Source organism: Povalibacter sp. (assembly GCF_036520495.1).
GTDB lineage: Bacteria > Pseudomonadota > Gammaproteobacteria > Steroidobacterales > Steroidobacteraceae > Steroidobacter.
The window spans coordinates 50,686-64,279 of the sequence record NZ_DATDJO010000040.1 but is presented as its reverse complement, the minus strand read 5'-3'; the positions used below and the strand labels follow the sequence as shown (position 1 = coordinate 64,279).

The 13,594-nt window shown below is 61.5% G+C and carries 11 protein-coding genes and 1 pseudogene; 8 read left to right on the top strand and 4 right to left on the bottom strand.

Annotated features, from left to right (window positions below; all coding sequences use genetic code 11):
* Nucleotides 1-24: 24 nt before the first annotated feature.
* Nucleotides 25-1,917: a SurA N-terminal domain-containing protein gene (locus VIZ63_RS15640; protein ID WP_331610606.1), complete on the top strand. Its 1,893-nt coding sequence runs from the start codon at nucleotides 25-27 to the stop codon at nucleotides 1,915-1,917.
* A 49-nt stretch (nucleotides 1,918-1,966) separates the two neighbouring features.
* Here VIZ63_RS15640 and VIZ63_RS15635 read toward each other — a convergent pair whose 3' ends face one another.
* The 3 genes from VIZ63_RS15635 to gloB all read right to left on the bottom strand — a co-directional run bounded on the left by VIZ63_RS15635 (nucleotide 1,967) and on the right by gloB (nucleotide 5,419).
* Nucleotides 1,967-2,755 (bottom strand): enoyl-ACP reductase, encoded by a 789-nt coding sequence (locus VIZ63_RS15635; protein ID WP_331610605.1) that lies wholly within the window; start codon nucleotides 2,753-2,755, stop codon nucleotides 1,967-1,969.
* Nucleotides 2,756-2,859: 104 nt separating this feature from the next.
* The gene (locus VIZ63_RS15630; protein ID WP_331610604.1) at nucleotides 2,860-4,527 is read right to left on the bottom strand and encodes a LysM peptidoglycan-binding domain-containing protein; all 1,668 of its coding nucleotides are present in this window, start codon (nucleotides 4,525-4,527) and stop codon (nucleotides 2,860-2,862) included.
* Between the two features lie 115 nt (nucleotides 4,528-4,642).
* On the bottom strand, nucleotides 4,643-5,419 hold the full coding sequence (gloB, locus tag VIZ63_RS15625) for a hydroxyacylglutathione hydrolase (protein WP_331610603.1): 777 nt from the start codon (nucleotides 5,417-5,419) through the stop codon (nucleotides 4,643-4,645).
* A gap of 148 nt (nucleotides 5,420-5,567) precedes the next feature.
* Here gloB and VIZ63_RS15620 point away from each other — a divergent pair, with 148 nt between their 5' ends.
* From VIZ63_RS15620 to tviB, 5 genes are all read left to right on the top strand, one after another.
* A complete protein-coding gene (locus VIZ63_RS15620) occupies nucleotides 5,568-6,344 on the top strand; it encodes a class I SAM-dependent methyltransferase (RefSeq protein WP_331610602.1) in 777 nt (258 codons plus the stop codon).
* A 157-nt stretch (nucleotides 6,345-6,501) separates the two neighbouring features.
* Nucleotides 6,502-7,626 (top strand): DegT/DnrJ/EryC1/StrS family aminotransferase, encoded by a 1,125-nt coding sequence (locus VIZ63_RS15615; protein WP_331610601.1) that lies wholly within the window; start codon nucleotides 6,502-6,504, stop codon nucleotides 7,624-7,626.
* Between the two features lie 3 nt (nucleotides 7,627-7,629).
* Nucleotides 7,630-8,373 carry a DNA polymerase III subunit epsilon gene (dnaQ, locus tag VIZ63_RS15610; RefSeq protein ID WP_331610600.1) on the top strand — a complete coding sequence of 248 codons (744 nt, stop codon included), beginning with the start codon at nucleotides 7,630-7,632 and terminating at the stop codon, nucleotides 8,371-8,373.
* A 19-nt stretch (nucleotides 8,374-8,392) separates the two neighbouring features.
* The gene (gene nhaB / locus VIZ63_RS15605; protein ID WP_331610599.1) at nucleotides 8,393-9,904 is read left to right on the top strand and encodes a sodium/proton antiporter NhaB; all 1,512 of its coding nucleotides are present in this window, start codon (nucleotides 8,393-8,395) and stop codon (nucleotides 9,902-9,904) included.
* A gap of 212 nt (nucleotides 9,905-10,116) precedes the next feature.
* Nucleotides 10,117-11,400: a Vi polysaccharide biosynthesis UDP-N-acetylglucosamine C-6 dehydrogenase TviB gene (gene tviB, locus VIZ63_RS15600; RefSeq protein ID WP_331610598.1), complete on the top strand. Its 1,284-nt coding sequence runs from the start codon at nucleotides 10,117-10,119 to the stop codon at nucleotides 11,398-11,400.
* 7 nt (nucleotides 11,401-11,407) lie between these two features.
* Here the strand turns inward: tviB and VIZ63_RS15595 are convergent, their stop codons facing one another.
* Nucleotides 11,408-11,851 carry a four helix bundle protein gene (locus VIZ63_RS15595; protein ID WP_331610597.1) on the bottom strand — a complete coding sequence of 148 codons (444 nt, stop codon included), beginning with the start codon at nucleotides 11,849-11,851 and terminating at the stop codon, nucleotides 11,408-11,410.
* A gap of 127 nt (nucleotides 11,852-11,978) precedes the next feature.
* Between VIZ63_RS15595 and VIZ63_RS15590 the strand changes: the two genes are divergently transcribed.
* Together VIZ63_RS15590 and VIZ63_RS25440 are read left to right on the top strand one after the other, a co-directional pair.
* A complete protein-coding gene (locus VIZ63_RS15590) occupies nucleotides 11,979-12,989 on the top strand; it encodes an NAD-dependent epimerase (RefSeq protein WP_331610596.1) in 1,011 nt (336 codons plus the stop codon).
* Between the two features lie 136 nt (nucleotides 12,990-13,125).
* A pseudogene (locus tag VIZ63_RS25440) lies at nucleotides 13,126-13,458 on the top strand (DapH/DapD/GlmU-related protein); the annotation flags it as partial.
* Nucleotides 13,459-13,594 lie beyond the last annotated feature (136 nt).

The window sequence follows — 13,594 nt, the reverse complement described above, 5'->3', positions numbered from 1 at the left end:
TCGTCAACTCTTCGCGTTCTCGACATGCTGCAAACAATTCGCGACAAGGCCAGCGGCTGGGTAGCCACCATCTTCCTCGGCGCGATCGCCGTGGTCTTCGTGTTCTGGGGCGTCGATTTTCAATCGGGCGCCACCAGCGTAGCGGCCAAGGTGGACGGCACGAAAATCCCCGCAGAGACCGTGCGCCGCGCCTGGCAGCAGCGTCAATCGCAGCTGCAGCAGATGATGCGTGCTGATCTGCCGCCAGAGATGGTGAAGTCGCAGCAGCAAGCGATTCTCGATGAGCAGATCCGCACGACGCTGCTCACCCAGCGCGCCGAAGAACTCGGATATCGGGTCAGCGATGAGGAACTCGCCAAGCGCATTTTTGAATTCCCCGAGCTGCAGGTCGACGGCAAGTTCTCACGCGATCGCTACGCGATGTTGCTGCGGCAGCAGGGACGCACCGAACCGCAGTTCGAAGCCGAGCTGCGCAGCAGCCTGGCAATCGTCCAGTTGCAGAGCGGTGTCATGCAGTCCGCCTTCGTGGCGCCGTACGAGGCCGATCGCCGCTTCGCCCTCGAGAAGCAGGAGCGCGAACTGGATTACGCGCTGATCCCGACCAGCGATTTTTCCGGCCAGGCGAATATCACCGACGAGCAGATCCAGTCCTGGTACGACTCGCACAAGGACGATTATCTGCTGCCTGAAACCGTCGATCTGCAGTACGTCCAGCTGACGCGTGCAAAGGCGGAATCCGCCGTCACGGTCGGCGAAGCGGAACTGAAGGATTACTACGAACAGGTCAAAGAAAAATACGAGTCGCCCGAGCGCCGGCATGCCCGGCACATCCTCATTACCGCGACCGACGGTCTCGATGACGCGGCTGCCAGCAAGAAAGCCGCGGAGCTGGCCGCGCAGGCGAAGGCCGGTGGTGATTTCGCGGAACTGGCGAAAAAGAACTCGAAGGATCCGGGATCAGCGGTGCAGGGCGGCGATCTCGGCTGGGCCCAGCGCGGCATGTTCGTCGGTCCGTTCGAAGACGCGCTCTTCGGCATGCAGCAGGGAGAGATTCGCGGTCCCATCAAGACCCAGTTCGGCTATCACATCATTCGCCTGGAAGGGATCGAGTCAGGTCACCTGCGACCGTTCGACGAGGTTCGTCCGGAACTCGAGGCCGAATACCGCAAGGATCGCTCACAGAGCATTTTCTACGATGAGTCGCAGAAGCTCGCAGACCTCGCCTTCTCCAGTCTCACGGAACTCGACTCTGTTGCGAAGCAGCTCGATCTGCCTGTGAAGACCATTCCTGGATTTTCGCGCGGTGGCGGCGGTGAGCTGGGTGACGATCCGGGTGTGATCGAAGCGGCGTTCAGTGACGAAGTGCTGCAGCAGGGGCGGAACAGTCCGCTGGTAGCCCTGGGTGAAGATCGTGCGCTCGTGCTGCGAGTGGCCAATCACAAGCCCGCCGAGCCGCGTCCGCTGGCGGATGTCCGCGCGCAGATTGATGCTCAGTTGCGGGTTCAGGCAGCGCGGGATGCGGCCAATGCGAAAGCAGCGGGTGTGCTTGCGAAGTTGCAGGAGAGTGGTTCGTGGACGAGCGTCTCCGGCGAGCTCACTCCGGTAGGCAAGCGCTACGTGACGCGACAGGACACGATCGCGCCAGCCGCCGTGGTAAGAGCGGCATTCCAGACTGCGTCGACGAACGTGTCGGAAGAGAAACCTTATTTCGGCACGACGACGACCGATGATGGCAATGTCGCTGTCTTTTCGTTGAGCGGTATTCGACCGGGCAATCCGGCGAGTGAGTCGGCCAGCGATCGTAACGCCCGACTGCGTCGCGGCGAACAGCAGACCGGCAATGAGGAATTCGCCGCCTATGTCGGCGAGGCAGAGCGCCGGGCGAAGATCGTGCGCAACGACAAGGTATTCGAGTAATCAGCGTCGGGCGCCGGTCGATCGACCAGCGCCCGTGAATCTTCAGGCGTTATGCGCCGTCGCCAAACGACATGGCGACCGTGCTGAATCCCCCATCCACGTAAACGATTTCGCCGGTGATGCCGGCTGCCAGATCCGAGCACAGGAACGCGGCGGTGTTGCCGACGTCTTCCGGCGTCACATTGCGACGGATCGGCGCGATCGACGCCACATGCTTCAGCATGTTCCGGAAACCGCCGATGCCAGCCGCCGCGAGTGTCTTGATCGGCCCTGCCGAAATGCCGTTCACCCGGATGCCCCTGGGCCCGAGGTCTGATGCCAGGAAACGCACGTTGGCTTCCAGGCTGGCTTTCGCCAATCCCATGACGTTGTAGCTGGGCAACGAGCGCACCGCGCCGAGATAGCTCAGGGTGAGCAGAGCGCCATTGCGGCCCTGCATCATCGGCAGCGTTGCCTTCGCCAGTGCCGTGAGGCTGTAGCTGGAAATGTCATGGGCAATGCGGAAGTTCTCGCGGTTGGTGGATTCGGTGAACCCCCCGCGGATGGCGTCGGACGGAGCGAACGCAACCGCGTGCACGACGATATCCAGACCGTCCCAGTCATTGCGGAGTTTGGCGATGCCGGAGTCGATGCTCTCGTCGCTGCCGACGTCCATTTCGAACACGCTGCGCGAGCCGAACTCGCCAGCCATGCCTTCCACGCGATCCTTGAAGCGCTCCTGATAGCTGAAGGCCAGCTCTGCGCCTTCGCGCCGCATAGCGGTGGCAATGCCGTGGGCAATGGAACGCTCAGTGGCGAGGCCGACGATCAGGGCACGCTTGCCCGCAAGAAATCCCATACGTTGTCTCCGGTCTGAATCGGAGCGGTATTGTGCCTGAACGGCCCGGGCCGTTCAGGCTGGGGGGGCGAGGCGGGGCGTGTCGGTCCCGCCGGGATTCCTGCTCAGATTCCGGCGCGAGTGCTGCTGCGGTACATCACCAGGCGCTGGCCTGGTTTGATCACCGAGGAGGTGCTCAGGCTGTTCCAGCCGAGCAGATCGGAGATGCTGACGCGGAATTTGTTCGCGATACGCGAGAGTGTGTCGCCGCTGCGGACCACGTAGGTGGTCGCAGCCGCAGCAATTGCGCCTGCATTGGTCGAAGCGAGCGTTGCCGTGCCTGGAATCGCCAGTACCTGTCCGATAGCGAGCGTGCTGTCCTGCTGCAGTCCGTTGGTGCGGGCGAGCGTGCCCATGGCGATGTTGTGCGTACGGGCGATGCTCCAGAGCGTGTCGCCGCGTCGTACGACGTGCTTGCCCGAAGCCTTGCTGCGCCGCGTGCTTGTCGGAGCGGGTTCGTCGTCGCGATAGGCGACGCGAGTCTCCATGCCGCGCGATGCTGCCGTGACCAACAGGTCCTGCCCTGGGTGAATAGTGGTGCCGTTCAGCTTGTTGGATGACTTCAATGCTGCGATCGAGACGCCGTATTTGTTGGCGATTGCGCCCAGCGTGTCGCCCGGGCGTACGCGGTGGTAGACGACGCGGACCCGTTTTTCCGGCGGCAACGCCGCGATGGCTTCGATGAGCCGCGTTTCGTGCGCGACGGGAACCAGCAGATGATGCGGGCCATCCGGATCCGTGACCCAGTGATTGAATGCGGGGTTCAGTGCCAGCAGTTCTTCCTTGGGCAGATCGACCAGATCCGCGGCGACCTGCAGGTCCATCTGTCCGCCAACCTCCACTTTGGCGAAATAGGGCTCGTTCGGAATCGGAGCGAACGCCAGGCCCTGGCTCGCCGGGTCGGCCACGAGGCGCCGCATCGCCATCAGCTTTGGCACATACGCCCGGGTTTCCTTCGGCAGCGTGAGGCTGAAGAAATCGGTCGGCTTACCCGCCGCGGCATTACGCGCTATGGCTCGGGCCACGGCATTCTCACCGCAGTTGTAAGCGGCGACCGCCAGCAGCCAATCACCATCGAACTCATCGGCGAGGAACTGCAAATAGTCCATCGCCGCACGGGTGGCTGCCGTTACGTCACGACGTCCGTCGTAGTACCAGTTCTGTTTGAGTCCGAAACGACGGCCGGTTGCGGGAATGAATTGCCACAGACCGGAGGCGCGGGCCCGCGAATAGGCGACCGGATTGAAGGCGCTTTCAACGACCGGGAGCAGTGCCAGCTCCAGCGGCATCTGGCGTGCTTCGAGTTCGGTCACGATGTGGTAGAGGTAGCGCTCGCCCCGCTTGAAGGTCCGATCGAGGTAGGCGGGATGGCTCGCGTACCAGGCCAGTTCGCGGTCGATTTCAGCACGGTCGATATCGGCGAGCGTAAAGCCATTGCGGATGCGGGCCAGCAGATCGGTGGCCGCCTGATTGCCTGCGCCGACGGTGACGAGAGATTGCCCGCCAGCCTGGGCGTCCAGTGCTTCAATGGCGTCTTCGATCTGGGAGGGACCGGCGATGCCGATGTCGGCTTCGTCGACCTTGGTAGGGGAGCCGTCGTCGGCTGTAACCAGCTCCGGATCTTCGTCATCGGACGAGGTTGTGGCCACGTGGCTGCAACCGGCGGTGAACAGGGCAAATGTCGCAAGAAGAGCTGCGAGCAGCGCCGCCTGGTTGCTACGAACCGTAACCATCTATCCTCCACGTCAGCGGGCAAACCGCTGGGGTCTGGTGGGCCGAGTTGGCCCGTCAATGCCTTTAACTTCACCTCGCCCGCATCGCATCACGGGCGTATTGCTCGACGATCGTTCAGCTTCTGAAGCCGTCTTTCCATTCACGGATTACGGCGAAAACTTCCACGGGATTCAACTCGCGGCCGGCTCGCGCTTCCGCGGCGTGTTTCACAGTCTGTCGATGGCAGCGCAGGAACGGGTTCACATTCCTCTCACGCCTTATGTCTGAGGGCAGGGTTGTCTCATGACGTGCGCGTTTGTGGCTGCATTCCTCGAGATAACGTGCCGATTCCTCGTTGTCCGGTTCGACCGCCAGGGCGAATCGAAGATTGCTCTGCGTGTACTCGTGACCGCAGTAAACCTGAGTTTCTTCCGGCAGCGCGGCAAATTGGGCCAGCGAGGCCAGCATTTGTTCCGCTGTCCCCTCAAATAGTCGTCCACATCCCGCACTGAACATGGTGTCGCCGCAAAAGAGCGCGCCGTGGCCCCAATAGGCCACGTGTCCCGCAGTATGGCCGGGAACGTCCAGTACATTGAACTCGAGCCCAAGGGTCTCGAACGTTGCGCGCTGGCCGCTTCGCACTCGCACCGCATCCCCAGGCACTGTTTCGTTCGCCGGACCGAAGACCGGCACAGATGACTGACGTAGCAGATCGACGACACCACCGACATGATCGTGGTGATGGTGGGTAAGAAGAATGCCCGACAGCTCGAGCTTGTGATCGGCCAATGCCTGATGCACAGGGGAAGCATCGCCTGGGTCAACCGCCACGACCTGTCGTTGGTCGCGAGGCGAGTGAATCAGCCAGATGTAGTTATCTGTGAATGCCCGCACCGGGGTGACCTGCAGCATCGGTCGCATCTGGCTCTGTCTGTCCGGCAATCTGCGCAGGCCGTATTAAACCTGCGTAAGTCTGCAGCGGCAAGCACTGAAATGGGCTGATCGCTCGTTGCGCAGCATGAGCGCGCGCCGCTGGCGGCGATCCGTTATTCTGCTGTTTATGCATAACGCCGCCAGTCCGCACGCATGGCTGCGTTCTCCCCTGGGAGAGCGGCTCTACGCGCTCGAGCGCAAGCTGGCGGGCGAGGCGCTCGCGCAGGTCTTCGGCTGGCAGTTGCTGCAGATCGGCATATGGGGCGACGACGACGGACTCATCGCGGAGGCGCGCACGCAGCGCAAGTCGGTGCTCGGTTGGCACGGGCCCATCACGGTTGCATCCGCGGATCGTCCGGCCATGATTCGTTCGCGCACGGATGCACTCGCGGTCGCGTCCGATTCCGTCGATGCCGTCCTGCTGCCGCATACACTCGAGTACGAACCCGATCCGCACGAGATCCTGCGCGAGGTCGGTCGCATTCTCTCCGCCGAGGGCCATCTCATCGTGCTCGGCTTCCGCCCGTTCTCCAGCTGGGGCATGCGACATCTGTTCGCCCGCCATGGATTTCCCGCCGGGACCGAACGCCTGATCGGCGAACGCCGCTTGCGCGACTGGCTGAAGCTCCTGGGACTCGAAATCGTCGATTCGCGCCGCTACCTGTTCGCCTTGCCGTGGGGCTCGGCAGCATCGCCCGAAGGCTTTTTCGAGCGCACCGGCGAACGCATATGGCCGATGCTGGCGGGCGGCTACATGCTGAAGGCGCGCAAACGGGTCTATGCGTTGACGCCCATTCGCCCGCGCTGGCGCCTGCGCCCGCAGGTGGTGGGCGGCCTGATCGAGCCGACGACGCGCATGAATGCAGGGTCGGGTCTCGATGTCAGGGATTCGGGCAAGAAATAGGCAGGCCTCACGCCCGTCATCATTTGCACCGACGATGCACGGCTGGCCAACGACGCCAATCGACGATCTGGTGCAGATGGAAATCGCCGCGCGTTGATCTCGTTTGCGTCCGCCTGCGTTATGATCGCGGCCGGCGCCGGATTCGACAATTGCAACCATGAATTTCATCGACCTCAAAGCACAGTACGAGCGTATCCGCGAACCGGTGAACGCGCGTATTCAGAACGTACTGGAGCATGGTCAGTACGTTCTCGGGCCGGAAACGCTGGAACTGGAACAACGGCTCGCGCAATTCGTCGGCGCGAAGCACTGCATCGCGGCGTCGAGCGGTAGCGATACGCTATTGATCGCCCTGATGGCGCTCGACATCGGCGCCGGCGATGAAGTCATTACTTCGCCATTCACGTTCATCGCGACCGGCGAAATGATCGCGCTCGCGGGCGCCAAGCCGGTGTTCGTCGATATCGATCGCCAGACCTACAACATCGATCCAGCGCTGATCGAGCGCGCGATCACGCCGCGCACCAAGGCCATCATGCCGGTGTCGCTGTACGGTCAATGCGCCGACTTCGATCCGATCAACGCGATTGCTGAGAAGCACAACCTTGCGGTGATCGAGGACGCGGCGCAGAGTTTCGGCGCCTACTACAAGGGACGAGCTTCGTGTGCCGTGTCACAGATCGGCTCCACTTCGTTCTTTCCATCGAAGCCGCTCGGCTGCTACGGCGACGGTGGCGCGCTGTTCACGGATGACGACGCGTTGGCGAAGCTGATGAAGGAAATCCGGGTGCACGGCCAGGACCGTCGCTATCACCATCCGCGACTCGGTATCAACGGCCGCCTCGATACGCTGCAGGCCGCGATTCTGCTCAGCAAGCTCGATATCTTTGCCGACGAGGTCGAGGCGCGTGCGCGCATCGGCGCCCGGTATGCGGAGATGATCGATGCGGCATTCGGTGGCGTAGACGCATCGCTGCAGGTGACGGCGCCGACGCTGGCGCCCGAATGCACCAGTGTCTATGCGCAGTACACGGTCGAAGTGCCCAATCGAGCGAAGGTGGAGGAGGGGATGAAGGCGCGCGGAGTGCCGACCGCCGTGCATTACCCGGTGCCGCTGCATCTGCAGCCGGTGTTTGCCGATCTCGGACAGGGTGAAGGCGCCTTTCCGAAATCCGAAGCTGCGTCGCGTCGCGTAATGAGCCTGCCGATGCACCCGTACCTGACCGAAGCACAGCAAGCGACGGTGGTGAAGGCGCTCAAGGAATCGGTCCTGGCTTCCTGACCCATGCGCCAGATCGTTCTCGACACTGAAACCACTGGCCTGGAGCCTGAGCAGGGACATCGGATCATCGAAATCGGCTGCGTCGAAGTCATCAAGCGACGCAAGACCGGCCGGACGTTTCATCGCTACATCCGCCCCGATCGCGAAGTCGATCGCGGCGCCATGCAGGTGCACGGCATCACCAACGAGTTCCTGCTGCAGCAGCCGCGGTTTGCGGAAATCGCTGAGGAGTTCCTGGAATTCATCAGCGGCGCCGAACTGATCATCCACAACGCCACGTTCGACGTCGCCTTCCTCAACGCCGAACTGCATCGTCTGCCGGTGCGTCGCAAAGTGGCGGACCTTTGCAGCGTTCTCGATACGCTGCCGATGGCGCGTCAGATGCATCCGGGCCAGCGCAACAGCCTGGATGCCTTGTGTAAACGCTACGGCGTGGACAATTCGCATCGCGAATTGCACGGCGCGCTGCTGGATGCGCAGATCCTGCTCGATGTCTACCTCGCGATGACCGGCGGCCAGACGGCGCTGATCCTCGATGAGGCCCGCCAGGAGCAGGAATCGGTGGTGGTCGAGCGCGAGGTGATCGTAAGGCCGCTGGGTGAACTGCTGATCGTTGCGGCGTCGGACGAGGAACTGGCGGCTCACGACCGCGTGCTGGCGGCCGTCGACAAAGCCAGTGGCAAGAAGACTCTATGGCGCGCGCTCGACAGCGCAATGCCCACCGCGCTTGCAGCCAACATGAACTGATGATGAGACTGCCACTCTGATGTCGTCTTCGCTGACCACCGCCTTCGCGCAGAACTTTCTTGGCAGTGCGCCCGGCTGGTACAAGCGGACCATCGTCGGCTTCCTCATTCTGAATCCGCTGCTGTTCTTTTTCGGCGGACCTTTCGGACCGACGATTGCAGGCTGGCTGCTGCTGATCGAGTTCATTTTCACGCTGGTCATGGCGCTGAAATGCTATCCGCTGCAGCCGGGCGGGCTGCTCGTCATCGAGGCGATCGCTATCGGCATGACCACGCCGGATTCCGTCTACCAGGAGACGGTGCGCGCCTTCCCGGTCATCCTGCTGCTGGTCTTCATGGTCGCCGGAATTTATTTCCTGCGTGAACTGCTGCTGTATTCGTTTACGAAGATCCTCCTCAGCATTCGTTCACCGGTGTGGCTGTCGCTGGTCGCGTGTATGACCACCGCGCTGCTGTCGGCATTCCTGGATGCGCTGACGGTCGTCGCCGTGGTCATCACGGTAGGCGCGGGCTTTTATGCCGTGTTCCACCGCTTTGCGTCGGAAAAAGAGGCGGCGGTGGATCATGATCCCGCGCACGACGCAGACGTTCGTAAGCTGCATATCGGCGATCTCGAGGCATTCCGGGCGTTCCTGCGCGGGCTGATGATGCATGCCAGTGTCGGTACCGCTCTTGGCGGTGTCGCGACGATGGTGGGCGAGCCGCAGAATCTTCTGATCGCCAAGCAGGCCGGCTGGGGGTTCGCAGAGTTCTTTCTTTTCGTGGCCCCCGTGTCGATGCCGGTGCTGGCCGTCGGTCTGCTGACCTGTGCCTGCGTCGAGAAGTTTCATTGGTTCGGCTACGGTACGGCTCTGCCCTTGAGCGTGCGGTACGTACTGGAGGAGAACGACCGCGCTGCTGCCGCGAAGCGCACCGCGCGGGATCGGGCAGTGCTGATCGTGCAGGGTGCTGCAGCGATCCTGCTGGTGTGCGCGCTGGCGTTCCATATCGCCGAGGTTGGGCTGATCGGCCTGTTGGTCATCATCCTGGCTACCGCATTCAATGGCGTCACGGACGAGCATCGCCTGGGCAAGGCGTTCGAGGCAGCCCTGCCGTTCACGGCACTGCTAGTCGTCTTTTTTGCGGTCGTGGCCGTGCTGCACGATCAGCACCTGTTCGAGCCGCTGATTGCCTATGCCTTAAAGCAAGAGGGCAAGACGCAGGTGGCGCTGTTCTATGTGGCGAATGGACTGCTTTCCGCCATCAGCGACAACGTGTTCGTGGCGACCATCTACATCACGGAAGTGAAGGCGGCGTTGCTGCAGGGTGTGATCACGCCCGATCAGTTCAACGACCTGGCGGTGGCGATCAATGCGGGTACCAATATCCCCAGTGTCGCGACACCCAATGGCCAGGCAGCGTTCCTGTTCCTGTTGACCTCGGCCCTGGCGCCTCTGATCCGACTGTCCTATGGACGCATGTGCTGGATGGCCCTGCCTTACACAGTGTCGATGAGTGTGACAGGGCTGCTGGCGGTCATATTTCTGCTCTGATTGCCCTTCAGGACGGGTTTTCTAGTGATTCACGTCGCTATTTTCGCAATCCGTCTGTGGCATTCTTCCGGCCCCAGCAGCGAGCGGCCTGAGCCGCCAGCTCAATAACAACCTTTTACCGAGGAGCGCAGCGGTCACGGCTGAGTAGCGGATGGCACAGGGATGTCCCAGTCGCCACTCGCAAACGGCATCTGTCATCGCCATCCAAGTGCATGTCCCAGTTCAGTCTTCGAGAATGCAAGCTGGCCGTCATCGGTCTGGGTTACGTCGGATTGCCGCTCGCCGTTGAGTTCGGCAAGCAGTTCAAGACGGTAGGATTCGACATCAAGGCCGCGCGCGTTGCGGAGCTGAAGAAAGGCAAGGACAGCACGCTGGAAGTTGAGCCGACCGAACTGCGGACCGCGAAGCACCTGCGTTATTCCACCAGCGTCAAGGATCTGCGCGCCTGCAAGGTATTCATCGTGACGGTGCCGACACCGATCGATGACTACAAGCGCCCGGACCTGCGACCGATCGAAGGCGCCAGCCACCTGATCGCCCAGGTTCTGAAGAAGGGCGACATCGTCGTTTTCGAGTCCACGGTGTATCCGGGGTGTACGGAAGAAATTGCGGTGCCGATTCTGGAGCGCGAGTCGGGGCTGAAATTCAACGTCGATTTCTTTGCAGGCTACAGCCCGGAGCGCATCAATCCCGGCGACAAACAGCATCGTCTGACGACGATCAAGAAGATCACTGCGGGTTCGACGCCCGAAGTGGCAGACTTCGTCGACAGCCTCTATGCCAGCATCATCACGGCTGGAACCCACAAGGCATCCAGCATCCGGGTGGCAGAGGCAGCGAAGGTCATCGAGAACACGCAGCGCGACGTCAATATCGCCCTGATCAATGAACTTGCTCTGATCTTCAATCGCCTGGGCATCGATACCGAAGAAGTGTTGCAGGCTGCCGGGACGAAGTGGAACTTCCTGCCTTTCCGCCCCGGTCTCGTCGGTGGTCATTGCATCGGCGTGGATCCGTACTACCTGACCCATAAGGCGCAGGAAGTCGGCTATCACCCGGAGATGATCCTGGCCGGCCGTCGGCTCAATGACAACATGGCGACCTACGTCGCCGAGCGCGTCGCGCAGCTGATGATCCGCAAGCGCATTCACGTGAAGGGTTCGCGCATTCTGGTCATGGGGCTCACGTTCAAGGAGAACTGCCCGGATTTGCGCAACTCGAAGGTCGTGGATGTCATCAAGGAGCTGAAGAATTACGGCGCCAGGATCGATGTGTACGATCCGTGGATCGACCCGAAGGAAGCGATGCACGAGTACGGAATCAAGCCGGTGCGCAAGCCCGGGAAAGGCGTCTACGACGCCGTCGTGCTCGCCGTGGCGCACAAAGAGTTCAAGGAAATGGGTGTCGCGGCCATCCGCGCCTTCGCCAAGAAGCCGCATGTACTGTACGACATCAAGTATGTCTTCCCGACCAACATGGTGGACGGCAGGCTATAAGCCGCGCTCAACCGCTCGCGAGCGGGGCGGGTGTCCGGGGCATCTTGCGTGGAAGCAGGGGAGGCGAGCAGGCTCTTGCATGGGCCTGGCGCCCCGACAGGGTCAGGCTTTGGATCAACTCGGTCAGGAGCTGGCCAAGCTCGGTGAGGTCGTTCAGTGCGGAGGCGTCGGTAGGCAGCAGGCCTTGGTCGACGACGATCGTCATCTGGGCCTCGAGTTGGGACAATGACCGAAGGGCGAGGTGCAGGAACTGCAGAAACTCGGCGCGGTTGCCGCGGACGGCGCCTTCGGCGATGTGGCGGGCGATCGAGACCGCGGAGCCGCGCAAGAGCGGGCCGAGGTCGCCGCGTTCTTCGAGCGGCAGCTGGCGGGTTGCCATGTACACTTTACCGCCGACGGAGATGGCTTTACGCCACGCAGCGAGGTCCCTGTGATCGTCTATGGGTTTCATTCAGTCGTACCGCGGTCAGATCGGGCAGCAGTCTGACGCGAAAGAGTTCGGACGGATTGTTCAAAACTCGGTTCGACGGCCAGAAATTGCTGCGTTCTTTTTGTTTTTTGCCAATCGCTGATACTTCATGAAAATTCTAGTTACCGGCGCTGCCGGGTTCATCGGCTTCCACGCAGCGCAGATCCTCCTGGATCGCGGCGATGAGGTGGTCGGTCTCGACAATCTCAATGACTACTACGATGTTTCGCTCAAGCATGCGCGCCTTGAGATCCTGAAACGCTATCCGCAATTCCGTTTCGTCAAACTCGACCTGGCCGATCGGCCCGGTATGGCCACGCTGTTCGAGCGCGAGAAGTTTCAGCGGGTCATCAACCTGGCCGCGCAGGCGGGCGTGCGTTATTCCATCCAGAATCCGCTCGCCTATATCGACAGCAACGTCGTCGGCTTCGCCAACGTGCTGGAGGGCTGCCGGCACAACGGGGTCGAGCACCTGGTGTACGCGTCCACCAGCTCGGTCTACGGTGCGAATACCGCCATGCCGTTCTCCGTGCATCAGAACGTGGATCATCCGTTGTCGTTCTACGCTGCAACGAAAAAGGCCAACGAGTTGATGGCCCATACCTATGCGCATCTGTACGCGCTGCCGGTAACCGGGCTGCGTTTCTTTACGGTCTATGGTCCGTGGGGCCGTCCCGATATGGCGCTGTTCATGTTCACCAAGAACATCCTGGAAGGCCGCCCGATCGACGTTTTCAACTACGGCAATCACCGTCGCGACTTCACCTTCATCGACGACATCGCTCAAGGCGTCGTGCGGTCGATGGATCGAGTGGCGACCGGCAATCCGGACTGGAATAGCGATGAGCCGGACCCGGGCACCAGCAAGGGCCCGTACCGCCTCTACAACATCGGCAACAACGAGCCGGTCGAGCTGATGCGTTACATCGAGTTGATCGAGCAATGCCTCGGCAAGAAGGCGCAGAAGAATCTGCTGCCGCTACAGCCAGGGGATGTGCCCGATACGTTCGCCGACATCGATGATCTGGTGCGCGACGTCGGCTATCGGCCCGCCACATCGGTCGAGGCCGGGGTCGAAAAATTTGTGCGTTGGTATCTCGATTACTACAAGGTCGCCTAGCATGGGGCGACTTGTTACCAATCGCGCATCCGCATCGCCGTTGTGGGATGCGGGAGACCACGTCGGTTTACGGATTCAGGCATCCGCTGTACTACGACAATGTCATTAAGGTACTGCGCGGCGAGGCTCGTCTCTGATCAAGGCTGCGCAGGTGCAGTCGACCGCGATCGTGAACGCGGGCGCCAGTCTTGGTGACGGCACTCGCATCTGGCAATGGGTGCATGTCAGCGCTAAGGTGCGGATTGGCAAAGGCTGCTCGTTCGGTCAGAGCCTGTACGTGGGGATCCGCCTCAACATCGGCGACAACGTCAAGATCCAGAACAATGTCTCGGGTCTTTGACAATGTGAAGCTGGAAGACGACGTGCTGCTCGGTCCAAGTATGGTGTCACCAATGTGCACCACTCAGGCTTCGCGGTCACGAGAAAGGATGAGTATCGCGATACGCTGATCAAGCGCGGCGCGACGCTTCGATGACTGGGACAACCGAACTCGATCGAACATGCGCGGCTCGGAAGTGAACGACTGCTTTAGCGGCTCTTCCATTGCCAGTTGAGCGGCAGCGTCTTTTGCGGCAAGACAAGGGCAATCGACAGCAGGAATTGGG

What these genes read in the sequence shown, in the direction of transcription:
- VIZ63_RS15640 (WP_331610606.1), top strand. Translation starts at nt 25, where the DNA reads ATGCTGCAAACAATTCGCGACAAGGCCAGCGGCTGGGTAGCCACCATC.
- VIZ63_RS15635 (WP_331610605.1), bottom strand. Translation starts at nt 2,755, where the DNA reads ATGGGATTTCTTGCGGGCAAGCGTGCCCTGATCGTCGGCCTCGCCACT.
- VIZ63_RS15630 (WP_331610604.1), bottom strand. Translation starts at nt 4,527, where the DNA reads ATGGTTACGGTTCGTAGCAACCAGGCGGCGCTGCTCGCAGCTCTTCTT.
- gloB (WP_331610603.1), bottom strand. Translation starts at nt 5,419, where the DNA reads ATGCTGCAGGTCACCCCGGTGCGGGCATTCACAGATAACTACATCTGG.
- VIZ63_RS15620 (WP_331610602.1), top strand. Translation starts at nt 5,568, where the DNA reads ATGCATAACGCCGCCAGTCCGCACGCATGGCTGCGTTCTCCCCTGGGA.
- VIZ63_RS15615 (WP_331610601.1), top strand. Translation starts at nt 6,502, where the DNA reads ATGAATTTCATCGACCTCAAAGCACAGTACGAGCGTATCCGCGAACCG.
- dnaQ (WP_331610600.1), top strand. Translation starts at nt 7,630, where the DNA reads ATGCGCCAGATCGTTCTCGACACTGAAACCACTGGCCTGGAGCCTGAG.
- nhaB (WP_331610599.1), top strand. Translation starts at nt 8,393, where the DNA reads ATGTCGTCTTCGCTGACCACCGCCTTCGCGCAGAACTTTCTTGGCAGT.
- tviB (WP_331610598.1), top strand. Translation starts at nt 10,117, where the DNA reads ATGTCCCAGTTCAGTCTTCGAGAATGCAAGCTGGCCGTCATCGGTCTG.
- VIZ63_RS15595 (WP_331610597.1), bottom strand. Translation starts at nt 11,851, where the DNA reads ATGAAACCCATAGACGATCACAGGGACCTCGCTGCGTGGCGTAAAGCC.
- VIZ63_RS15590 (WP_331610596.1), top strand. Translation starts at nt 11,979, where the DNA reads ATGAAAATTCTAGTTACCGGCGCTGCCGGGTTCATCGGCTTCCACGCA.